This window comes from Halomonas binhaiensis (assembly GCF_008329985.2).
GTDB lineage: Bacteria > Pseudomonadota > Gammaproteobacteria > Pseudomonadales > Halomonadaceae > Halomonas > Halomonas binhaiensis.
This window is the reverse complement of sequence record NZ_CP038437.2, coordinates 1,216,093-1,236,740: the sequence shown is the minus strand read 5'-3', so window position 1 is coordinate 1,236,740 and position 20,648 is coordinate 1,216,093. Positions and strand designations below refer to the sequence as shown.

The following is a 20,648-nucleotide window of genomic DNA, read 5'->3' as shown; positions in this document are numbered from 1 at the left end:
TCTGGTGTGGCAAGTGAGATTACTGCTGGAATACCCGAGTGAAGTTCGCCAGCTCTTTCATTTTCTCCAGAGCCATCTTGGTCGACTGGGCATCCTGGGCCATCATCACGCCTTCCTTGAGACTATCGGCCACATCAGCAGCATACAGTGCGGCACCGGCATTGAGCGACACGATATCCGCCGCCGGTCCATCTCCAATCAGCGCCTTTTCCACCAGACGCAAACTCTCTTCCGCGGTCTTGACCTTGAGTGGTGCCAATGACTGCCGCTCAATGCCCAGATCCTCGGGGGTAATCGTATATGTGGTGATTTCACCGTCCTTGAGTTCGGCAATGCGCGTCGGGCTCGCCAGAGAGATTTCATCGAGCCCGTCTTCGGCATTGGCGACCAGTACATGGTGACTCCCAAGACGCTTCAACACTTCAGCCATCAGCACAAGCAACTCTGGCGCATAGACACCCAGCAGTTGATTGGCGGCCCCGGCTGGATTGGTCAGCGGACCCAGGATATTGAACAACGTACGCACTCCCATTTCACGACGAGGGCCTATGGCATGTCGCATGGAAGGGTGATGATTGGGGGCGAACATGAAACCGACCCCGACCTCATCAATGCACCGGGCAGTCTGTTCAGCATCGAGGTTCAACTCGATGCCCGCAATCTGAAACAGATCAGCACTGCCGGAAGATGACGACACTCCGCGATTGCCATGCTTGGCCACGTGGGCTCCGGCGGCAGCCACGACAAAACTGGAAGCAGTGGAAACATTGAACAGGTTGGCACCATCGCCACCCGTCCCGACGATGTCCACGACATTTTCCGAGCGCAGCGTTACCGGCTTCATCAAGTCACGCATCACCTTGGCGCAACCGCTGATTTCCTGAGCCGTTTCCCCCTTCATCGCCATTCCCATCAAGAAGGCGGCAATCTGGGCATCAGAGGCTTCGCCCGTCATGATGGTATGCATGACGTTATAGGCCTCGTCGAAACTCAGGTCTTCCCGGCGCATCACCGCACTGATCGCTGCTGACATCTGCATACTTAGGCTCCTGTATTCTGGGTCAACACCGACCTTCAGCGGCGTTTGATGAAATTGGCCAGCATCTCGTGGCCCTGGCGCGAAAGAATGGATTCAGGGTGGAACTGCACTCCTTCAATATCCAGTTCTTTATGGCGCAACCCCATGATCAGTCCCGGGGTCACATCATCATCGTCTGTCCAGGCCGTGATCTCCAGACACTCCGGCAAGCTGTCGCGATCCACTACCAGAGAATGGTAGCGGGTCACGGGCAGTGGATCATCCAGGCCAGTGAATACGCCCTGGCCAGAGTGCCGGATGTCCGATGTCTTGCCATGCATGACCTGTGGAGCGCGCACGACCTTGCCGCCGAATACCTGGCCAATGGCCTGATGTCCAAGGCATACGCCGAGAATGGGCAGCTTTCCGGCAAAATGGCGGATCACATCCAGGGAAATTCCAGCCTCATTTGGCGTACAAGGCCCCGGGGAGATGACGAGATGGGTCGGTGACAATGCCTCGATTTCATCGAGAGTGATGGCATCGTTACGATGGGTGACAACGTCGGCCCCAAGCTCGCCCAGGTACTGGACGATGTTGAAGGTAAAGCTGTCGTAGTTATCCAGCATCAAGATCATTCTTGAAATAACCTCTTGATTTTCTTATTTCATCACCTTGGTGATGTCATGAATGTAACCCACCGATTCATCGGCACCGTCATCGTCGAAGTGCAGCACCTTGATCTATAACGCACACAAAAATGCCGCCTCGGTGGGCGGCATTTTCCAGACCAGACTCGCACACGAGCCTACCGCCCCTTCAGAAGAAAGGACGCCACCACTGGATAGCAACCAGGGCAGGGGCAGAAATGGCGAAGAACGCAGTCTGAGTCATCATGGCGTCTATAGTGTGTCTCGGCCCAAGGCCTGTCAAGGTATCGCTATCCACAATGGCTATTGTCGGGCCACAATTGCTGCTGTCAGGAACCCAGTCCGCGCTCTGCCATCGCAACAGCACGGAACAGTGCCCGTCCTTTGTTCAGCGTTTCCTGCCATTCCATTTCAGGCACCGAATCAGCCACAATGCCAGCCCCGCATTGCACGTGCAGCTGGCCATCCTTGATCACAGCGGTACGAATGGCGATGGCGGTGTCCATGTTGCCGTGCCAGGACAGGTAGCCCACCGCCCCGGAATAGATGCCACGCTTGACCGGCTCCAGCTCATCGATGATCTCCAGCGCACGGACCTTCGGCGCCCCAGACAAGGTACCGGCCGGGAAGGTGGCACGCAGCACATCCATGGCGCTGTAACCTGGTTTCAAGCGGCCAGTGACATTGGACACGATATGCATGACATGGGAATAACGTTCGACGGCCATCTGGTCCGTCACTTCGACGCTTCCCGTCTCGCTGATACGCCCCACATCGTTGCGTCCCAGGTCGATCAACATCAAGTGCTCGGCAACTTCCTTCGGATCACTGAGCAAGTCTTCCTCCAGCGCCTTGTCTTCGGCTTCTGTCTTGCCGCGAACACGAGTGCCTGCGATGGGGCGCACGGTGACCATGCCATCTTCCAGACGCGTGAGGATTTCCGGAGACGAACCGACGACATGGTGATCCTCCAGGTGCAGGAAGAACATGTAGGGCGACGGATTGAGGCTACGCAAGGCACGGTACAGGTCCAACGGAGCTGCAGTAAAAGGAATCGACATGCGCTGTGATGGCACGCACTGCATGACATCACCCGCCAGCACGTATTCCTTGATCTTTTCTACTGCCGCCTTGAAGCCCTCCTCGGTGAAGCCAGAAGTGAAGTGACCTTCTTCCACCGGAGGACGATCAGTGCGAATCGGCGACGGCGATATGGCCAAGGGATTGCGCAATCGTTCTTCCAACTCTGCCAGACGCCCTTCAGCCCGCTGCAACGCATCTGCATCAGCGGGATCGGCGTGAGTCCATAAAGTCAGGCGGCCATAGAGGTTATCGAACACCACCAGCTCATCGGAAACCATCAACAGGATATCCGGTACCCCGATGGGATCCGGCTTTTCCACACCCGCCAGGCGCGGCTCAATATAACGGATGGTGTCGTAACCGAAATATCCCACCAGGCCACCGTCAAAGCGTGGCTGATCGTCCAGTTGCGGTACCTTGAAGCGAGCATGGAAGTTCTCGATCCATTGCAGCGGATCTGTCACCTCCGAAACGCCCAGGGCCTCCCCATCGACCAGGTGAGTCACGGTATGACCACGTACCTCGATACGTTCACGACACGGCAGGCCGATGATGGAATAGCGTCCCCACTTCTCCCCTCCGGTGACCGATTCCAGCAAGAAAGTCCAGGGGGCGTCAGCCAGCTTCAGATAAGTGGACAACGGGGTGTCCAGATCTGCCAAAACCTCACGGGTGACGGGAATACGGTTATAGCCAGCCGCGGCCAGGTCGTTGAAGCGCTCAGGGGTCATCATGCCCGAATCCTCGAGAAAATAGCGGTACGCAGAAAATGCTGGAAATATGATGGTTGCAGGGCGAAGCGCCAGCACGGCACTTCAATGGCGAAGCTTCACCATCGCCAAGAGCCGTTGAGGCCGGGGGCTTGTGCAGGGATCAGGCAGACCTTCGGCATGCTGGCCGAAAGCGAAAGGAATAGCGCTGTACGCATGAAGGGGCTGTGCATGGGGCTGTCCATCGCAGCGAGTTCAGAACAATGACCATCGGCAAACATGGTGCCGACTCGCTATCAACCTAAAGGAGTTGGGCCAGCGATTCAACTACTGCATCGGGGTCACTCTGTTCCACCGGCTCGCCGTGGTTGTATCCATAGGGCACCGCCAATGTGCGAAAACCAGCGGCCTTGCCCGCAGCAACATCATGACGAGAGTCTCCCACCATCAGGCATTCGCGCGGTGAAACATCGAAGCGCTGGCATAAGTGCATGAGTGGCATGGGGTCCGGCTTTCGCCAGGGAAGCGAGTCCCCTCCGAGGAAGGACGAGAAAAACCTCTCCACATCCAGTGCACTCAGTATTGGAGCAATAAACGCCTCAGGCTTGTTGGTTACCAGGCATAGCGTCCTGCCAGAGCCGTGAAGTCCTTCCAAGGCGTCACGAACACCAGGATAAAGGCGTGTTCGAGCACAGGGAGCACAGTGATAATGCTCCAGAAAATGCTCAAGGGCCGTCTCGGTCAGGGTATGGCCAGGGGCTTCACCCAACGCATCATCGAGAGCCCGCTCCAGCAATACCCTGGCGCCATTACCCACCCAATGGCGCACCTTGTCCTCGCCTGCCACGGGTAATTCCACATCAATGAGTGCCGCATCCACTGCTGCGGCCATATCTGGTACGGAATCCACCAGAGTACCATCAAGGTCGAAAGCTACCAGGCGAATATCGGTCAGCAATGGGTGCATCAAGGGTCTCTCTATCGTCAAGGATCTCGGCCAGCAACAGTTCTGTTGCTACCTGTTCATGCCGGCCATATGTTACGGGCAAGACCATAACGGGAACAGCATGGCTATGCGATCCGCTGCATTGTGCAGTGCAAAAGATAGCAAGGTTCCATTCCTGCGCATATGATGAGGGCTCCACTCATTTTCAGGAGCTCATCAACATGAGCAAACCCACTATTGTGGTTGTCGGCGGAGGCGCCGGCGGCCTGGAGCTCGTCACCCGACTCGGACGGAAGCTAGGCAAAAAGGACAAGGCAGACATTGTGCTTGTCGATCGTGACACCACCCATGTCTGGAAACCACTGTTGCATGAAGTCGCCACTGGGGTCATCGACTCCAGCATTGACAGCATTTCCTACCAAGGCCATTCCGCTGCCAACGGCTATCGCTTCCAGCGCGGTACTTTATGCGGACTGGACCGTGAAGCCCGCACACTGACGCTGGCCCCGATCCTTGACGAGGACGGTAATGAAGTGCTGCCGGCACGCCAGCTGAACTACGATTATCTGGTGCTATCCATCGGCAGTGTCAGCAACGATTTCGGCACCGAGGGCGTCCGTGAACACTGCCACTTCCTCGATAGCACGGCGCAGGCTGAAGAATTCCGCAAGGCCATGCTCAATACCTTCCTGCGCTACAGCAGCCAGGACAGCCATGAAGATCACCCGTTCATCTCTATCGGCATCATCGGTGCTGGTGCCACTGGCGTGGAGCTGGCAGCCGAACTCCACGATGCCTCACGCATGCTCAAGAGTTATGGATTCTCTGCCAAGGGTCGCGAACATCTCAAGGTGCACCTGATCGAGGCTGCGCCCAAGATTCTTCCCGCCCTTCCTGATCGCATCAGCCAGGCAGTGCATCGAGAGCTGGAAAAGCTTGGTGTTCAGGTACATGTGAATACCCGAGTGACCAAGGTCGATGCCGAAGCGATTCACACAGCCGATGAAGGCAACATCGAGATTGATCTCGGTGTCTGGTCAGCAGGCATCAAGGCACCAGGGTTTCTTGCCGAACTCGGGCTACCGGTCGAGCGCAATAACCGTATCAAGGTGCAGCCAACCCTGCAGAGCGTGGACGACCCTCGCATCTTTGCCTTCGGTGATTGTGCCAGCTGCCCTCAGGAAGATGGCTCCGTGGTACCACCTCGCGCCCAGGCAGCCCACCAGCAAGCCGAAGTGCTTTACAAGAACCTGGTGGCTACGATGGACAGCAAGCCGCTCAAGGACTTCAAGTTCCGTGATCGCGGCTCGCTGATTTCCCTGGCTCATTTCGATGCCATCGGTAGCTTAATGCGCGCAGCATCCGCCCGCAGCCTGTTTATCGAGGGGAATCTGGCAAGATTCTTCTATGCCTCGCTGTACCGCATGCACCAGCGTGCCATTCACGGTACTTTCAAGACCGGCATGATGGTAGTGGTCGATGGCATCAACCGTTATCTCAAGCCACGCATGAAACTGCACTGAGCGATGCCATAAAAACGACACAGCAAATGAAGAAGGTCGCCCAAGGGCGACCTTCTTCATTTAAAGCAGACCTGAAGAACAGAACCGTTATTGGTCCTGCTTGTCCAGGCCCGGAGCATTGTCACCATGATGGTAGACATGAACATCACGCTGCGGGAACGGAATACTGATGCCTTCCTTGTCAAAGCGACGCTTGATCTCTTCGGTCAGCCCCCAGTACACATCCCAGTAATCTTCGGCTTTCACCCAGGGACGCACAATCCAGTCGACACTGGATTCATTCATGGTGCCGATACGAATTGTAGATTCAGGTGCTTCCATGACACGTGAATCATCAGCTACAGCGCTTTCCAGTACACGACGCACGGTATCGATATCATCGTCATAGCCAACACCCACGACCAGATCCACCCGCCGGGTGGCGTGAGCGGAGTAGTTGGTGATGGCTCCGGCCATCATCTGGCCATTGGGCACGATGACTTTACGGTTGTCCGGCGTGGTCAGTTCAGTGGTGAAGATCTGCACATCCTGCACGGTACCACTGACACCACCAGCTTCGACATAATCACCGATGCGATACGGACGAAAGATGATGACCATGACACCGGAAGCGAAGTTGGCCAGGGACCCCTGCAGCGCCAGCCCCACTGCCAGGCCTGCGGCACCAAGCACCGCAATCAATGAAGCGGTCTGGATACCAAGCTTGCTGATGGTCGCCAGGACCACGAACAGCAGCAGCAAGGTATAAACAATATTGCCCAGGAACTTGACCAGCAGCGGCTCCAGCTTGGCCCGCTCCATTCCCTTGATCACCAGGCGATGAATCGCTTTCGCGACCCAACGGCCAATAATGAAAATAGCGGCAGCTGCCACCAGATTGATCAAGAACTGCAGTCCAGTGGTCGATGCGAATTCGACCAATGCATCTACATTCACATTTTCCATTGACTCCATACGGAACTCCTTGTTTTCGAGCCATCAAAGACGTCAACTACCTAGCACCAGCCTTTCCATGCACCGGTGTCTTCCCTTGCGTTACAGTGGCAATATTACCTGTAAACGGGGACACAGAACCCCTTAATAGCCCTGATCTTTCAACCACTGTCGTTTGGCAGTTGCTGACAAGCGCTTGAAAGCAGCCTCTCGGCGCAAGGCATCACCGTGTCCACCAATGCATTCCTGGTAGACGAGCGTCATCGGCCCCTTGCCACGCAGTGCCTTGGCACCACGGCCTTTGCGGTGCTCTTCAAAGCGCCTTTCCACATCCGTGGTAATACCGGTGTAGAGTGCTCCAGCCGCTGTTTTGATGACATAAAGGTGCCAAATACGCACTTCCTGGCGATGGCGACTCTCATCACTCATGCCCGATTTGGCACGCTTATTGTCAGCATCACCACTCACCATCCAGATCACAATATCATCAGGTCAGCGGCGATAACTGTTCGCGGAAACGACCGATCACCGTATCGTAACGATGTGGATCAGACTCCTGGCGAGCCCCGAACACAGCAGAACCGGCAACGAAGGTATCGGCACCCGCACGGGCAGATCTTTGTTCGCGGAACAGGACCGATCACCGTATCGTAACCGCCGATCACCAGACCGACTGTCGAGCCCCGAACACAGCAGAACCGGCAACGAAGGTATCGGCACCCGCACGGGCAATTTCTGCAACGTTGTCGATCTTGACACCGCCGTCGACTTCCAGGCGGATATCCAGGCCACTTTCGTCAATACGCTGACGCGCCTGACGCAACTTGTTCAGTGTAGAAGGAATGAAAGATTGTCCACCGAAACCTGGGTTGACGCTCATCAACAACACCATATCGACCTTGTCCATCACATAGTCGAGATAAGACAGCGGTGTCGCTGGATTGAACACCAGTCCGGCCTTGCAACCGCCATCGCGGATCAACTGCAGGGAACGGTCGATATGTTCGGAGGCTTCGGGGTGAAAGGTGATATAGGTGGCACCGGCATCGATGAAGTCACCAATCACTCTGTCCACTGGCTTGACCATCAGGTGCACATCGATGGGAGCAGTAACGCCATGCTTGCGCAGGGCTTCACAGACCATGGGACCAATCGTCAGATTGGGTACGAAATGGTTGTCCATCACATCGAAATGAACAATATCGGCGCCGGAAGCCAGCACGTCGTCCACTTCTTCACCAAGCTTGGCGAAGTTGGCGGAAAGAATCGAAGGAGCAATCTGAAAATTGGAAGTCGCTGTCATGGTCGCAGTCGCGGATTAAGGCATAGAAAGTCCGCATTCTAGCAGCTGCCGGCGAGCTTGGGGGCCTGCGTGGCACTCCATGAGGGCAAAATCTACGCAATGAGCATCCCGACCGCCTCAATGCCCACTCTAATACCCACTCTCGATGCTACTGGTGGCACGCAACTGTGGTGCATTGTTATGCCCAAAAATCATAACAGACATAATTGTAATTCCTTTAGGTAGCCATTAGTCTGCACACAATACCCTCAATCCCACTTTTGCTCAGGGAGTCATCCATGATTCTGCCCGCGTTTCTGCGTCGAACCACCCTGTCTCTGGCCTTGGCCACTGGCGTCGGAGCCGGCATGGCAATGCCCGCCATGGCCGAAGAGCGCGAGCTGTTGAACTCTTCCTACGACATTGCGCGTGAGTTGTTTGCCACTATCAATCCTGCGTTCAAGGAACACTGGCAGGCAGAACATGACGACACCCTGACCATCAAGCAGTCTCATGGAGGGTCTTCGGCTCAGGCCCGGGCCATTCTGCAGGGGCTCAAGGCCGATGTCGTGACCTATAACCAGGTCACTGACGTACAAGTACTGGCCGATGCCGGCCTGGTCGCCGAAGACTGGCAAAGCCAGTTTCTCGTGACAACCCCAGGGCATACATAGCGACCTCGCGGCGTGGAGATATTCCCACCCCGACCTCCGGCGGCGCTGCCTGGGGTGCTGCAGAGCAGCAGTTCAACGGGGATGAAGAGAAGGTTCAGGACTTCATGCGCGACTTCCTGGGCAATGTAAAAGTCTTCGATACAGGCGGCCGTGGTGCCACCACCACCTTCATTGAACGTGGTATCGGCGATGTGCTGATCAGCTTCGAGTCAGAGGTCAACAATATCCGCCAAGAATACGGCAGTGATGACTACGAAGTGATCGTGCCTCCTGTGGATATTCTCGCTGAATTCCCGGTGGCCGTGGTAGAAGACAGCGCAGAACGCAACGGCAATCTGGATATTGCCGAGGATTATCTGGCTACACCTGGCGCATACTGGGGTGCATGACGAAGAAGTGGCGAAAGAGTTCTCCGCAATTCGAAACCGGGTGAAGACGTCTTCGGCAGGTTGCCAGCAGACTTCATGCATGCGATCACTTCCTGGGCAATCTGGCATGCAGACAGTTGATACGCATGCAGATCGTGCGCATAGAGATAGCACGCATACAGGAAACATCATGAGCGCCTTGTCATTCCGACTTCCCTGGCAATCCCAGCAACGTGTGTTGCCAGGCTTTGGCCTTTCCCTGGGTATCAGCCTGACCTTCGTGTCGCTGGTACTGCTGCTGCCATTGACAGGCCTGATCGGTGAACTCAAGGGAATGTCCCTGCCCCAGTACTGGGCGATCGTCACTGAGCCCAGAGTAGTCGCCAGCTACGTCACTACCATCAGTGGTGCTGCGGTGGCAGCAGTGATCAATGCCGCTTTTGGCCTCCTGCTGGCCTGGGTGCTGGTACGCTACGACTTCCCGGGCAAGCGCTTGCTCGATGCCTTGATGGACCTGCCCTTTGCGCTTCCCACAGCCGTGGCCGGCATTACACTGGCGACGCTGTATTCTTCCAATGGCTGGATGGGCCAGTTGCTGGAGCCGCTTGGCTGGAAAATTTCCTACTCCTGGGTCGGTATTGCTCTGGCCATGGCCTTTACCAGCATTCCCTTCGTGGTTCGTACCGTGCAACCGGTATTGGAGGACCTGCCTGCCGAGGTCGATGAAGCCGCCATGGCACTTGGTGCCAGAGATGGCGTCGCATTTCGACGCGTCATCCTTCCACACTTGTGGCCTGCCTTGGTCACAGGCACAGGGCTGGCGTTCGTACGCTCACTCGGGGAGTTTGGCGCAGTCATCTTCATCGCTGGCAATATGCCTTACGAGACGGAAATCACCTCGCTGATGATCTTCGTCAAGCTGCAGGAGTATGACTATGCAGGCGCCTCGGCCATCGCTTCCATAGTGCTGGCAGTGTCCTTGCTGATGCTGCTGGCCATCAATTTATGGCAAGGCCGATTCATTCGCCGCCTGCATGGAGGCCGCTGATGCAACGTATCGGAGATGCCCGCTGGGTTCGCTACAGCCTGATCAGCGCTGCCGTGGCGTTCTCGGCGCTATTTCTGCTCTTGCCTCTGGTGGCGATCTTTGCCCAGGCCTTTGCCAGCGGATGGAGTACTTTCATTGCCAATGTCACCGAGCACTATACTCTCGCCGCCATTGGCCTGACCGTATTGGTGACGATACTGACCATTCCGGTCAATCTGGTGTTTGGCGTGGCACTGGCCTGGCTCGTGACCCGTTTCGCCTTCCCCGGACGCCGTCTGCTGCAGACCCTGATCGATATTCCCTTTGCCATTTCCCCCGTGGTGGCTGGGCTTGTCTACCTGATGCTCTACGGGCGCAATGGCTGGATCGGCGGTTGGCTTGATAGCCATGACATACAGCTGATGTTCGCATGGCCGGGTATCTTGATGGTGACCATTTTCGTGACCAGTCCCTTTGTCGCCCGGGAACTGATCCCGCTGATGCAGGCCCAGGGCTCCCGGGAAGAAGAGGCAGCCGTCACTCTTGGTGCCAAGGGATATACCCTGTTCCGCCGCGTCACCCTGCCTAACATCCGCTGGGCACTGCTGTATGGGGTGATCCTGACCAACGCACGTGCGGTCGGCGAGTTTGGTGCGGTTTCTGTCGTATCCGGCGCCATCCGCGGCGAAACCAATACACTGCCATTGCACGTACAGCTGCTTTATCAGGACTACAACACCGTCGGCGCCTTTGCCAGCGCCGCCCTGCTTGCACTGATCGCCCTGTTCACTCTGGCCGCCAAGGCCCTGCTCGAATGGCGCGTATCGCGCCGGGAGGTTGCCGCATGAGCATTCGCCTCGAAAATATTCAGAAGCACTTCGGACGCTCTCAGGCACTGACATCGACCAGCCTGCATATCGACAATGGCGAATTGATCGGTCTGCTGGGACCTTCAGGTTCGGGCAAGACGACCCTGTTACGCATCATCGCCGGTCTGGAGAGTCCGGATGCCGAGGCTGGCCCCCGCATTCTGTTCGGAGAACGTGATGTGACTCGGGTCCATGTCCGCGATCGTCGCATCGGCTTCGTGTTCCAGCATTACGCCCTGTTCCGTCACATGAGCGTGTTCGACAACGTGGCCTTTGGTCTGACCGTTCTGCCACGCCGCTCTCGACCAAGCAGTGACGAGATCCGTGCCCAGGTATATCGATTGCTGGAAATGGTCCAGCTCGAGCACCTTGCCGCCCGCTATCCCGCACAGCTCTCCGGCGGACAGCAGCAACGTGTGTCTCTGGCCCGCGCACTGGCACTCAAGCCCGAAGTCCTGCTGCTTGACGAGCCCTTCGGTGCCCTGGATGCCAAGGTGCGCCAGGACTTGCGCCGCTGGCTACGCCATCTGCACGACGAGTTGGGCTTTACCAGCGTATTCGTCACCCATGACCAGGAAGAGGCTCTGGAACTATCCGACCGAGTTGTGGTGATGAGCAATGGCCGCATCGAGCAAGTCGACACACCAGACCAGCTATATCGCAACCCGGCCAATCGATTTGTCTTCGAGTTCCTGGGTGATGTCAACCATATGGAAGGCGAAGTACGTGAAGGCGTGCTGACCTGCGGCGATGCCAAGTTGCATGTGGAGCTGCCAGAAGGCCGTCAGCAACTCCTGTTTCGTCCACATGAAGTCACTCTGTCCTCCAGCGCCGACGATATTGCCCACCTACCTGCCATTGTTACGTCAGTGGTACCGGTAGGGGCTGAAATACGTGTTGAACTCACGGCAGAATGGATGGACCAGCCTTGGCTGGCCACCGTGCGACATCAGGAAGCCAGCGCCCTCGGCCTGGCCAGAGGCAAGAAGGTCTATGCCCGCCCCTTGAGCTGGCATCATTATCCACAGAGCACAAGCGCCTCAGCGCAAGGAACTGCACAGCCAGCCTGAGGATAGTGACGGTGCCTGGCGTCGGTAATACCATGCACTGCCAAGGCATGGAGAGAAAGAGGGTGGAAGTTCAAGAACGGAACTTCCCGTTACCTTCATGTATCTGACACACAGCCTGGACATACCCGCCTGACGGCCTGTCCAGATGATGGGATGATGCCAAAAAACAACATCTCGACCAAAGAGTTGTATCGTTTCCTGACAGGAGAAATGGAATGCTTCGTCGCATGTACCTGACTGCTTCAGCATTGGCAGCCGCACTCTTGCTTAGTGCCTGCGCAGCCCCTCAGAGCTTGCTTCCCGAACCTAAGCGCAGCATTCCTGTCGCTACTGCCGGTCAAGGGCAGCAGGTGTCAGTCATTGCAGTGGATGGTCGCTCCTCCGATGTCCTTGGAACCCGCAGTGGTGTAGCCAATTCCACTGCTGAAATCCGGGTCAATGCACACGAGATCGTGCCCCAGCTACAGGCTGAAGCCGAGCGCGCGGTACATGACATGGGCTTCACTCCAACGGCCGCCCCGGTCGAGGGCGCCCCTTCCCTGACCTTGACGCTGAAGGAACTGAATTACCTGCGCGGCGCCAGCCAGGTCGTACTGCCAGAAGCCCAATTGAAGGGGGTCATCGAAGTGCAGGCTCAGAATGGTGGAGAAACCTATACAGGCAAATATACTTCACTGCGCAATCAGAGCTATGCCGTCGCGCCTAACAAGGCTGCCAATACCAGCATGGTCACAGAGCTGCTCTCCGATGCTCTCAACCGCGCCTTCTCCGATCCAGCCCTGGGTCAGATGCTGGGCAAGTGAATCGCAGGCGAAGATCGCCAGGCCATCATCATGATTCGATGGGCCCTCGACGCACCAGGGCCCATGCACTTTCCTGAAAGCCATTAGGCTCGACTTCACCATCTCCCAGATGCGTGATGGTGAAGTTAGGCGCGAACAGGCGCTGCACTTCATCGGACGTTACATTGAAAGGAGGTCCATGAGGTTCAGGACGAGCCAGGCTGATCAACAACCCTGGCGTTCCCGGCGGTACCAGCTGAGCCATGTGAAAGGCATAACGCTGACGCGTTGCCTCGGGCAACGCAATCAGGGCCGCACGGTCATAGAAGGCACCAACCTCTGCAGCCTGTTGGATGTGGAAGTGAAAAAAGTCACCGCACCACAATTCGATGTTTCCCTGGCGCATGACCGAGAAACCCGTATGTTGATAGCGCGCCACATCTCCTGAGCCCTCCGATACAAACTGCTCCAGCGCCAGCATCGAAAGCTCGATGCCAAGAACCGGGTGCTGTTTCTCAGCAAGCCAACGCATATCCAGGCTCTTGCCACACATCGGCACCAGCACCTTGGAGCCAGGTGCAACACCCAACGTCGGCCAATGCCGCACCAAGGTTGGATGGACACTATCGCGATGAAAACCGATGCGGCCTTCTTCCCAGCGCTTGAGCCAGTCTTCCTGCATCACAAGCCCCGTATCAGAACCAGCGATCGCGCTTGCGACGACGCCGTGGCAGATGAGGCACCAGCAGGCCAACCACCAACCCGGCTCCAGCGACACCGCCGCCATACATGAAGTAGCGCATCAGCAAGTCTTCTTTCTGAGTATCAAGACGAGCCTCGAGCTTCCGATTGGCCTGGCCAATGGCAGCATTGGCGCTTTCCAGCTCCTGGTTTCGTGCCTCCAGCTCATTGATACGCTGTTCACGCACCGCCAGATTGTCACGCATGGCGCTGGTGCGTTTTTCCCAGGTGTCATTGATGCCATCGAGCTCGCTGGTCAGTGCCTTGACCCTGTCCTGCAGCTCAGGAAGCTGGTCCTGGGCGCTGGGCTCCTCTTGCAGTTCCTTGCTCTGTACCCAGACCACATCGCCGCTTTCGCTACGCACTTCGGAATATTCGCCATTGGTAGAAAGCAGCGTCACCGGTTGTCCGGCTGTCAACGTGCCCACAATGCGATAACGGTCGGTCGGCCCACTGCGCACAAAGGTAGACAGTTCATCCGACACCCAACGGCTGGTATCGTCCTGTTGAGCCACCACCGGCATGGCCATGGCGGAGAGCACTGTACCCAGTGTCAAAGTCTTGAGAATCGTTTTCATGCCCTGTTCCTGGCTATCCTAGGCTCGAATGGCAACTGCCTTTCCAAGCTACCCATGCGAAACCTTTCCTACAAAATTTTTCACACTAGTCTTTCAAGACCGATCTATCCAACTCGACCGCTCAGCGTGCTCGCTCAAGTACAGTCTTCTCACACTGGCCATTTCCTTGCATCGACCCAGCGCGAGTCATGCCCTGCCATCGCATCCAGGTATTCCACAACCAGGTATTCCACAACCGGGTATTTCACAACCAGGTATTTCACAACCAGGTATTTCACAACCAAGTATTCCACAACTTCTGTGGACAACTATCGGGAAAACCGCTGGAAACCACGACAAGAGCGGCGGAAGCCCTGCCCTGAGCACAAATCGGTCATTATCTGACCAGGCTTTATCGCCAGCAGCATTCGCCAGACCTGTCATCTCGATGGGCAAGACTACCATAATGATCGGCGTCTGTTTCTACCGATGCTGGCCCCTGTCTCATCCGGCGAGTATAATGCGCCACCAGATACATTGGCCCATCGAGAAACTCCGCCGACGGTTGCCGCGGCGTCAGGGAAATACTGAACGAATCGATTCGACGAGCATGCCCGGCGCAGATCGCCTGAAGCGCGGGCATTCATGCAGTGTTTCCTTGGTGGTGCCTGTCTAACCACAGTATTCATTTGCCACTCGCGATATATCGCTGTTTCTCGGCGATCGTTCATGACGCCAGCAACGGTAACGTTTCTCGCACTCGCAAGCCATTCACCTCCGTCGATACGCACCTCCGGTGTTTTCCAGAATCCCATGACGAAGAAACTATTCATCAAGACCCACGGCTGCCAGATGAACGAGTATGACTCCGCACGCATGGCGGATCTGCTCGGTGAATCTCATCAGATGGAGCTGACTGACAACGAACAGGATGCGGATGTCATTCTGCTCAACACCTGCTCTATCCGTGAAAAGGCCCAGGAAAAGGTATTCCATCAGCTCGGCCGCTGGAAAAAGCTCAAGGAAGCCAACCCCGACCTGGTGATTGGCGTGGGGGGGTGTGTGGCCAGCCAGGAAGGCGAGGCCATCCGCAAGCGGGCACCGCATGTGGACATGGTCTTCGGTCCTCAGACGCTGCACCGCGTGCCTTCCATGCTTGATGCCAGCCGTGACAACCAGATATCCGTGGTCGATGTCACCTTCCCGGAAATCGAGAAGTTCGATCACCTGCCCAAGCCAAGTTCCGATGGCGCAACAGCCTTCGTCTCGGTCATGGAAGGTTGCTCCAAGTATTGCACCTTCTGCGTTGTTCCCTATACCCGTGGTGAAGAGGTATCGCGCCCCTTCGAGGCCGTGATGGACGAGGTCTTCCACCTGGCCGACCAGGGCGTACGCGAGATCAACTTGCTGGGTCAGAACGTCAACGCCTATTGCGGTATCAATGAAGATGGCGATGAACTCGATCTGGCGGAACTGATTGCCTGCATTGCCACAGTGGATGGCATCGATCGCATCCGCTTCACCACTTCGCACCCCGTGGAGTTCAGCGATAGTCTGATTGAAGCCTATGGCGAGATTCCCGAGTTGGTCAGTCACCTGCACCTGCCGGTACAGGCCGGCTCCGACCGAATCCTGGCAGCGATGAAGCGTGGCCATACGGTCGAGGAGTATGTCGACAAGATGGAACGTATCCGCGCCCTGCGTCCGGACATCAGCTTTTCCTCCGACTTCATCATCGGCTTCCCGGGGGAAACGGAAGAAGACTTCCTGTCCACCATGGACCTGATCCATCGTATTGGCTTCGATGCTTCCTTCAGCTTCGTTTATTCCGCCCGCCCGGGAACTCCGGCAGCAAGTTTGCCGGACGATACTCCGGAGGAAATAAAGAAGCAGCGTCTGGCTATACTGCAGGAACGCATCAACCAGCAAGCCATGCAGATCAGCCGTCGCATGGTCGGTACCACTCAGCGTATTCTGGTCACTGGTTTCTCATCCAAGGATCCAGGGCAGCTGTCCGGCCGTACCGAAAACAACCGAGTGGTCAACTTCCGGGCGGCCAATCCGACCGAGCTGATCGGTTACTTCGTTGATGTGGAGATTACCGAGGCATTGCCCAACTCCTTGCGCGGAGAACTTGCCTCTGCTGAGCGTTTCTGATCAAGTCCAACTAAGATCGTCCTGCTATAGCATTGCCCTGGCCTAGGTCAGGGCAGTAATCTGACAGCTGACGCCAATTACCTACCACCAACGCATGGACCACTCTGTCTTGAGCCAGCCATCTTCCCAGGCCAATCGCATCATCACGCTCAATCTCGAACCCAACGAGCCACGCCGCTTGGCCAACCTCTGTGGTCAGCGTGACGAACATCTCAAGCTGATCGAAGAACGACTCGGCGTGACCCTGAGAAACCGCGGCAACATCTTCCAGCTCGCCGGTCCCACCTCCCAGGTCAAGGCCGCTGCCAACGTGGTCGAGCAGCTATATCGCGAAGCTGAAGCCGCTGAGCTGACGCCAGATAGCGTACACCTGTTCCTGCAGGAAGCCGGGCTTGAGTCTCTGGAAGAGGATGATGGCAACGAGACTGCCGGCGAGGTACTGATTCGTACTCCACGCTTGGTAGTCAAGCCTCGCGGGTTCAACCAGCAAGGTTATGTCGCCAATATCCGCCAATACGATATCAACTTCGGTATCGGCCCCGCGGGTACCGGCAAGACTTACCTGGCCGTGGCTGCCGCAGTAGAAGCGCTCAACCAGCAGCAGGTGCGTCGCATTCTTCTGGTACGCCCGGCAGTGGAAGCCGGTGAGAAACTAGGTTTCCTGCCCGGTGACCTGGCACAGAAGATCGACCCTTATCTGCGACCGCTGTACGACGCCCTTTATGAAATGATCGGCTTCGAGCAGGTCGGCAAGCTGATCGAACGCCAGGTGATCGAGATCGCCCCGCTGGCCTACATGCGCGGGCGAACGCTCAACGACTCCTTCATTATTCTCGACGAGAGCCAGAACACCACGCGCGAGCAAATGAAGATGTTCCTGACCCGTATCGGCTTCGGTTCCACGGCCGTGATCACCGGTGACGTCACCCAGGTGGACTTGCCTCGTGGACAGCACTCAGGGCTGATCCAGGTGCTCGACGTACTCAAGGGTACTTCCGGAATCGGGGTCACTCACTTTGCTTCCAAGGATGTGGTGCGCCACCCATTGGTTCAGCGCATCATCGAAGCCTACGAGCAGTTCGAAGCTGACCAGGAAGTCGAGGAGCGTGCCCAGCGCGAGATTCGGGAACAGCAGCGTGCCGCTGCGGCCCAAGAGAAGCGAAACGGGCGTCAGGAACAGGCCAGCGACTCATCCAGGGAAGCATCGTCGTGAGTGCGACTGTCGACCGCCAGGTCGCCATTGCTGCGACCGATTTGCCGAATCAGGCTAGCCTGGAGCGTTGGGTCAATGCTGTGCTCACCCGACACCCGAATCAGCAGAATACGGAACTTACGATACGTTTCGTGGACAATGATGAGAGCCAGAGCCTGAACCGCGACTATCGCGGCAAGGACAAGCCAACCAATGTGCTGTCATTCCCCTTTGAAGCACCTGAAGGCCTGGAACTGCCACTGCTCGGTGATCTGATCATCTGTCATCCAGTCGTTGCCCTGGAAGCCACTGAACAAGACAAGACCCTGACGCAGCACTACGCTCATATGGTAATACATGGCACCCTGCACCTGCTGGGGTATGACCATATCGAGGACGACGAGGCCGAGCACATGGAAGGCCTTGAACGAGAGATCCTGGCCGGCTTAGGTATCGCCGACCCCTATGCAAGTGAGGACGAGAGAACCAACGCATGAGCGAAGACCGATCGAGTAGCCAGGGCAGCAGGTCCTGGCTCGAAAAACTCTTCAGCGCCCTTTCCAGCGACAGTGATGAACCCAGCTCGCGTGCTGAGCTCCGTGACTTCCTGCGCGAGGCTGCCACCCGGCTGAAGCTCGAACAGGATTCCCTGACCATCATAGAGGGCGCGCTCAACATCAGCGATCAGCAGGTCCGAGAAGTCCTGATCCCACGCTCCCAGGTCACCGCCATCGAAATCGACCAGCCTCTGGAAGACTATCTTCCGATCATCCTGGAAACGGCACATTCTCGTTATCCGGTCATTGGCGAAAACCTGGATGAAGTCAAAGGCATCCTGCTGGTCAAGGACCTCCTTCCGCTGCTCCACAGCAAAGACAACGTTCTCCCTTTCAAGCTCGAAGAAGTCCTGCGCCCGGCCATGTTCGTGCCGGAATCCAAGCGCCTCAACAGTCTGCTCAAGGAATTCCGCGATACTCGCAATCACATGGCCATTGTGGTGGATGAGTACGGCGGCACCGCAGGCATCATTACCATTGAAGACATCCTCGAAGAAATCGTTGGCGACATTGAAGATGAGCACGATATCGATGAGGAAGTGGATATCCGTGACCTGGGCGACAATCGCTATGCCGTCCGCGCCCTGACTCCCATCGAGGATTTCAACGAGCGCTTCAACACTCACTTTCCCGACGATGAGTTTGACACCCTCGGCGGCCTGGTCATGCAGCGTTTCGGCCATCTGCCCAGCCGAGGCGAACACGCCACCATCGGCAACTGGCGCTTTACTGTGCTCAACGCCGATAATCGTCGCATTCGTCTGCTGGAGATGGAGCCTGCGGCTCCCGCTGACGACGAATGACCCAAGACCGTCCAGGTGACGGTCTATTCTCACTCGCCCCACTTTCTTGAGGATGGATCCACATGCTGGAGCGTCTGTTCAGCGGCCGGGCCAGTTACGCCGCCGCCGTCATTGCCGGAGGCCTGACAACCCTGGCTTCTGCACCCTTTTCCCACTGGTGGCTGGCTCCTGTTGCTGCCGCCTTGATGTATGCCGGTCTCTCTCGCCAGAACGGCCGTCAGGCCTTCATGCGCGGCTGGATGTATGGCCTGGGGCTGTTCGGCACCGGGGCGTCCTGGGTATACGTCTCGATCCACGAGTACGGCTACACCAGTGCCCCCTTGGCCTTCTTCCTGACCAGCCTGTTCGTGGCCTGCATGGCATTGTTCATTGCTGTGCCCCTTGGCCTGTATCGGCGCTTCTGCGGTCAACATTTTAGCGTGCTCACCTTTGCCGGCACCTGGGTGCTGATGGAGTGGCTGCGTACCTGGCTGTTCACCGGCTTTCCCTGGCTGCTGCTTGGCACCAGCCAGGTGAACTCGCCTCTGGCCAGCCTGGCACCCATCGGTGGTGTCTACCTGCTTTCCCTGGTCATCGCCTTGAGCGGTGCCCTGCTCGTGCAAGCGTGTCGTGGCCGTTGGCTGGCTCTCGCCCCACTGGTCGTCGCGTGGTTGATTCCCTTGGTTCTGCCGAACCACTGGACCACCGCCAAGGGCGAGCCCCTCAAGGTCAGCCTGCTGCAAGGTAACCTGCCACAGGAAATCAAATGGAGTGCCGAGGGTCAGCGTGAGGCCGTCAATACCTATCTCGGCCTGACCACTCAGCTTGGCGTCAAGGGAGACAGGAACGGCAGCACTCCAGACATGGTGATATGGCCCGAAGCCGCCCTGCCCATGTTCGAGGATCAAGCTGAACCCGTACTGGCTCGTGCCCAGGCGGCACTGTCCCCGGATACAGCTCTGATCACGGGTATCCTGCAGCGTGACGAGAACGGTAATTTCTATAACGCCGTGGTAGGCATGGGTAACGCCAGCGGCCACTACCGCAAGGCCCACCTGGTGCCTTTCGGTGAATACCTGCCACTGGAGAGTCTGCTGCGCGGTGCCATTGCCTTCTTCGACCTGCCCATGCCGGCCATGACCCCGGAAAGAGACGATCAACCACCGATTCATGCGGCAGGCTACACCCTCGGCAATGCTATCTGTTACGAGATCATCTACTCCGACCTGGTGGCCAGCCGTGCTCGCCAGTCAGATATTCTGCTCACCGTGTCCAACGACAGCTGGTTCGGTGATTCCCTCGGCCCTCATCAACACCTCGAAATGGCCCGCCTGCGCGCACTGGAAAATGGTCGTTACGTCATTCGTGGCACCAGCAATGGCATCACCGCCATCATCGACGACCAGGGCAATATCCTCGATCAGGCCCCCCAGTTCGAAACTGCACGCCTCGACGGTCAGGTACAGGCCATGCAGGGACTGACACCTTTCACTCGCACCGGAAGTTGGCCAGTGTGGCTTCTTGCCGCTCTTCTGGTGCTACCTGGATTGATCCATCGTCGCTCTGGCAGTACTGCCAAGACCGATTCATCAGCGCAAACTCAGTCTGGATACGACAAGTCCTGAAGCCAGGTCTGTTCAGGCGGTCAATCGCAAAAAAGCCCGGACTCTGGTCACCAGAATCCGGGCTTTTTGTGAAACACTGCATAAATGCCTGTATAGACGAAC

At 57.0% G+C, this 20,648-nt stretch carries 19 protein-coding genes and 1 pseudogene; 11 read left to right on the top strand and 9 right to left on the bottom strand.

What is annotated here, in order from left to right:
* Positions 1 to 19: 19 nt before the first annotated feature.
* The 4 genes from trpD to E4T21_RS05350 all read right to left on the bottom strand — a co-directional run bounded on the left by trpD (position 20) and on the right by E4T21_RS05350 (position 4,428).
* Entirely contained in the window at positions 20 to 1,039 is a 1,020-nt protein-coding gene (gene trpD, locus E4T21_RS05365) for an anthranilate phosphoribosyltransferase (protein ID WP_149284049.1), read from the bottom strand.
* A 35-nt stretch (positions 1,040 to 1,074) separates the two neighbouring features.
* Positions 1,075 to 1,656: an anthranilate synthase component II gene (locus E4T21_RS05360; protein WP_149284048.1), complete on the bottom strand. Its 582-nt coding sequence runs from the start codon at positions 1,654 to 1,656 to the stop codon at positions 1,075 to 1,077.
* 341 nt (positions 1,657 to 1,997) lie between these two features.
* The gene (gene trpE / locus E4T21_RS05355) at positions 1,998 to 3,482 is read right to left on the bottom strand and encodes an anthranilate synthase component I (protein WP_149287053.1); all 1,485 of its coding nucleotides are present in this window, start codon (positions 3,480 to 3,482) and stop codon (positions 1,998 to 2,000) included.
* Positions 3,483 to 3,762: 280 nt separating this feature from the next.
* A complete protein-coding gene (locus E4T21_RS05350; protein WP_149284047.1) occupies positions 3,763 to 4,428 on the bottom strand; it encodes a phosphoglycolate phosphatase in 666 nt (221 codons plus the stop codon).
* Between the two features lie 200 nt (positions 4,429 to 4,628).
* On the opposite strand from E4T21_RS05350, the gene E4T21_RS05345 reads away from it, so the two are divergent.
* Positions 4,629 to 5,930, top strand: a complete 1,302-nt coding sequence (locus tag E4T21_RS05345) for an NAD(P)/FAD-dependent oxidoreductase (protein ID WP_149284046.1) — start codon at positions 4,629 to 4,631, stop codon at positions 5,928 to 5,930.
* Positions 5,931 to 6,017: 87 nt separating this feature from the next.
* Here E4T21_RS05345 and E4T21_RS05340 read toward each other — a convergent pair whose 3' ends face one another.
* From E4T21_RS05340 to rpe, 3 genes are all read right to left on the bottom strand, one after another.
* Positions 6,018 to 6,884: a mechanosensitive ion channel family protein gene (locus E4T21_RS05340; RefSeq protein WP_240349300.1), complete on the bottom strand. Its 867-nt coding sequence runs from the start codon at positions 6,882 to 6,884 to the stop codon at positions 6,018 to 6,020.
* 123 nt (positions 6,885 to 7,007) lie between these two features.
* A complete protein-coding gene (locus tag E4T21_RS05335; protein WP_205423460.1) occupies positions 7,008 to 7,292 on the bottom strand; it encodes a GIY-YIG nuclease family protein in 285 nt (94 codons plus the stop codon).
* Between the two features lie 232 nt (positions 7,293 to 7,524).
* A complete protein-coding gene (rpe, locus tag E4T21_RS05330; protein WP_149284045.1) occupies positions 7,525 to 8,166 on the bottom strand; it encodes a ribulose-phosphate 3-epimerase in 642 nt (213 codons plus the stop codon).
* A 278-nt stretch (positions 8,167 to 8,444) separates the two neighbouring features.
* Between rpe and E4T21_RS05325 the strand changes: the two are divergent.
* The 5 genes and pseudogenes from E4T21_RS05325 to E4T21_RS05305 all read left to right on the top strand — a co-directional run.
* Positions 8,445 to 9,178: pseudogene (locus E4T21_RS05325) on the top strand (substrate-binding domain-containing protein); the annotation flags it as partial.
* A gap of 199 nt (positions 9,179 to 9,377) precedes the next feature.
* Positions 9,378 to 10,235 carry a sulfate ABC transporter permease subunit CysT gene (gene cysT, locus E4T21_RS05320; RefSeq protein ID WP_149284044.1) on the top strand — a complete coding sequence of 286 codons (858 nt, stop codon included), beginning with the start codon at positions 9,378 to 9,380 and terminating at the stop codon, positions 10,233 to 10,235.
* Positions 10,235 to 11,062 carry a sulfate ABC transporter permease subunit CysW gene (gene cysW, locus E4T21_RS05315; RefSeq protein WP_149284043.1) on the top strand — a complete coding sequence of 276 codons (828 nt, stop codon included), beginning with the start codon at positions 10,235 to 10,237 and terminating at the stop codon, positions 11,060 to 11,062. The genes cysT and cysW overlap by 1 nt, the downstream gene beginning before the upstream one ends.
* Entirely contained in the window at positions 11,059 to 12,153 is a 1,095-nt protein-coding gene (locus E4T21_RS05310; RefSeq protein ID WP_149284042.1) for a sulfate/molybdate ABC transporter ATP-binding protein, read from the top strand. Before cysW ends, E4T21_RS05310 begins: the two co-directional genes overlap by 4 nt.
* Positions 12,154 to 12,368: 215 nt before the next feature.
* Positions 12,369 to 12,956, top strand: a complete 588-nt coding sequence (locus E4T21_RS05305; protein WP_149284041.1) for a YajG family lipoprotein — start codon at positions 12,369 to 12,371, stop codon at positions 12,954 to 12,956.
* A gap of 28 nt (positions 12,957 to 12,984) precedes the next feature.
* Here the strand turns inward: E4T21_RS05305 and E4T21_RS05300 are convergent, their stop codons facing one another.
* Together E4T21_RS05300 and E4T21_RS05295 are read right to left on the bottom strand one after the other, a co-directional pair.
* Positions 12,985 to 13,617 (bottom strand): thiopurine S-methyltransferase, encoded by a 633-nt coding sequence (locus tag E4T21_RS05300; protein WP_149284040.1) that lies wholly within the window; start codon positions 13,615 to 13,617, stop codon positions 12,985 to 12,987.
* A gap of 13 nt (positions 13,618 to 13,630) precedes the next feature.
* A complete protein-coding gene (locus tag E4T21_RS05295) occupies positions 13,631 to 14,254 on the bottom strand; it encodes a TIGR04211 family SH3 domain-containing protein (protein ID WP_149284039.1) in 624 nt (207 codons plus the stop codon).
* A 792-nt stretch (positions 14,255 to 15,046) separates the two neighbouring features.
* Here E4T21_RS05295 and miaB point away from each other — a divergent pair.
* The 5 genes from miaB (at position 15,047) to lnt (ending at position 20,546) form a co-directional block, all read left to right on the top strand.
* Positions 15,047 to 16,390, top strand: a complete 1,344-nt coding sequence (gene miaB / locus E4T21_RS05290) for a tRNA (N6-isopentenyl adenosine(37)-C2)-methylthiotransferase MiaB (protein WP_149284038.1) — start codon at positions 15,047 to 15,049, stop codon at positions 16,388 to 16,390.
* A 109-nt stretch (positions 16,391 to 16,499) separates the two neighbouring features.
* Complete coding sequence (locus E4T21_RS05285) at positions 16,500 to 17,603, top strand: PhoH family protein (RefSeq protein ID WP_149284037.1); 1,104 nt, start codon at positions 16,500 to 16,502, stop codon at positions 17,601 to 17,603.
* The gene (gene ybeY, locus E4T21_RS05280) at positions 17,600 to 18,079 is read left to right on the top strand and encodes an rRNA maturation RNase YbeY (protein ID WP_149284036.1); all 480 of its coding nucleotides are present in this window, start codon (positions 17,600 to 17,602) and stop codon (positions 18,077 to 18,079) included. The genes E4T21_RS05285 and ybeY overlap by 4 nt, the downstream gene beginning before the upstream one ends.
* Entirely contained in the window at positions 18,076 to 18,942 is an 867-nt protein-coding gene (locus E4T21_RS05275; protein WP_149284035.1) for an HlyC/CorC family transporter, read from the top strand. The genes ybeY and E4T21_RS05275 overlap by 4 nt, the downstream gene beginning before the upstream one ends.
* Before the next feature lie 62 nt (positions 18,943 to 19,004).
* The gene (gene lnt, locus E4T21_RS05270) at positions 19,005 to 20,546 is read left to right on the top strand and encodes an apolipoprotein N-acyltransferase (protein WP_149284034.1); all 1,542 of its coding nucleotides are present in this window, start codon (positions 19,005 to 19,007) and stop codon (positions 20,544 to 20,546) included.
* The last annotated feature ends 102 nt before the right edge of the window (positions 20,547 to 20,648 follow it).

Excerpts from the sequence above, each read along its gene's own strand:
- trpD (WP_149284049.1), bottom strand. The coding sequence starts at position 1,039 with ATGCAGATGTCAGCAGCGATCAGTGCGGTGATGCGCCGGGAAGACCTG.
- E4T21_RS05360 (WP_149284048.1), bottom strand. The coding sequence starts at position 1,656 with ATGATCTTGATGCTGGATAACTACGACAGCTTTACCTTCAACATCGTC.
- trpE (WP_149287053.1), bottom strand. The coding sequence starts at position 3,482 with ATGACCCCTGAGCGCTTCAACGACCTGGCCGCGGCTGGCTATAACCGT.
- E4T21_RS05350 (WP_149284047.1), bottom strand. The coding sequence starts at position 4,428 with ATGCACCCATTGCTGACCGATATTCGCCTGGTAGCTTTCGACCTTGAT.
- E4T21_RS05345 (WP_149284046.1), top strand. The coding sequence starts at position 4,629 with ATGAGCAAACCCACTATTGTGGTTGTCGGCGGAGGCGCCGGCGGCCTG.
- E4T21_RS05340 (WP_240349300.1), bottom strand. The coding sequence starts at position 6,884 with ATGGAGTCAATGGAAAATGTGAATGTAGATGCATTGGTCGAATTCGCA.
- E4T21_RS05335 (WP_205423460.1), bottom strand. The coding sequence starts at position 7,292 with ATGAGTGATGAGAGTCGCCATCGCCAGGAAGTGCGTATTTGGCACCTT.
- rpe (WP_149284045.1), bottom strand. The coding sequence starts at position 8,166 with ATGACAGCGACTTCCAATTTTCAGATTGCTCCTTCGATTCTTTCCGCC.
- cysT (WP_149284044.1), top strand. The coding sequence starts at position 9,378 with ATGAGCGCCTTGTCATTCCGACTTCCCTGGCAATCCCAGCAACGTGTG.
- cysW (WP_149284043.1), top strand. The coding sequence starts at position 10,235 with ATGCAACGTATCGGAGATGCCCGCTGGGTTCGCTACAGCCTGATCAGC.
- E4T21_RS05310 (WP_149284042.1), top strand. The coding sequence starts at position 11,059 with ATGAGCATTCGCCTCGAAAATATTCAGAAGCACTTCGGACGCTCTCAG.
- E4T21_RS05305 (WP_149284041.1), top strand. The coding sequence starts at position 12,369 with ATGCTTCGTCGCATGTACCTGACTGCTTCAGCATTGGCAGCCGCACTC.
- E4T21_RS05300 (WP_149284040.1), bottom strand. The coding sequence starts at position 13,617 with ATGCAGGAAGACTGGCTCAAGCGCTGGGAAGAAGGCCGCATCGGTTTT.
- E4T21_RS05295 (WP_149284039.1), bottom strand. The coding sequence starts at position 14,254 with ATGAAAACGATTCTCAAGACTTTGACACTGGGTACAGTGCTCTCCGCC.
- miaB (WP_149284038.1), top strand. The coding sequence starts at position 15,047 with ATGACGAAGAAACTATTCATCAAGACCCACGGCTGCCAGATGAACGAG.
- E4T21_RS05275 (WP_149284035.1), top strand. The coding sequence starts at position 18,076 with ATGAGCGAAGACCGATCGAGTAGCCAGGGCAGCAGGTCCTGGCTCGAA.
- lnt (WP_149284034.1), top strand. The coding sequence starts at position 19,005 with ATGCTGGAGCGTCTGTTCAGCGGCCGGGCCAGTTACGCCGCCGCCGTC.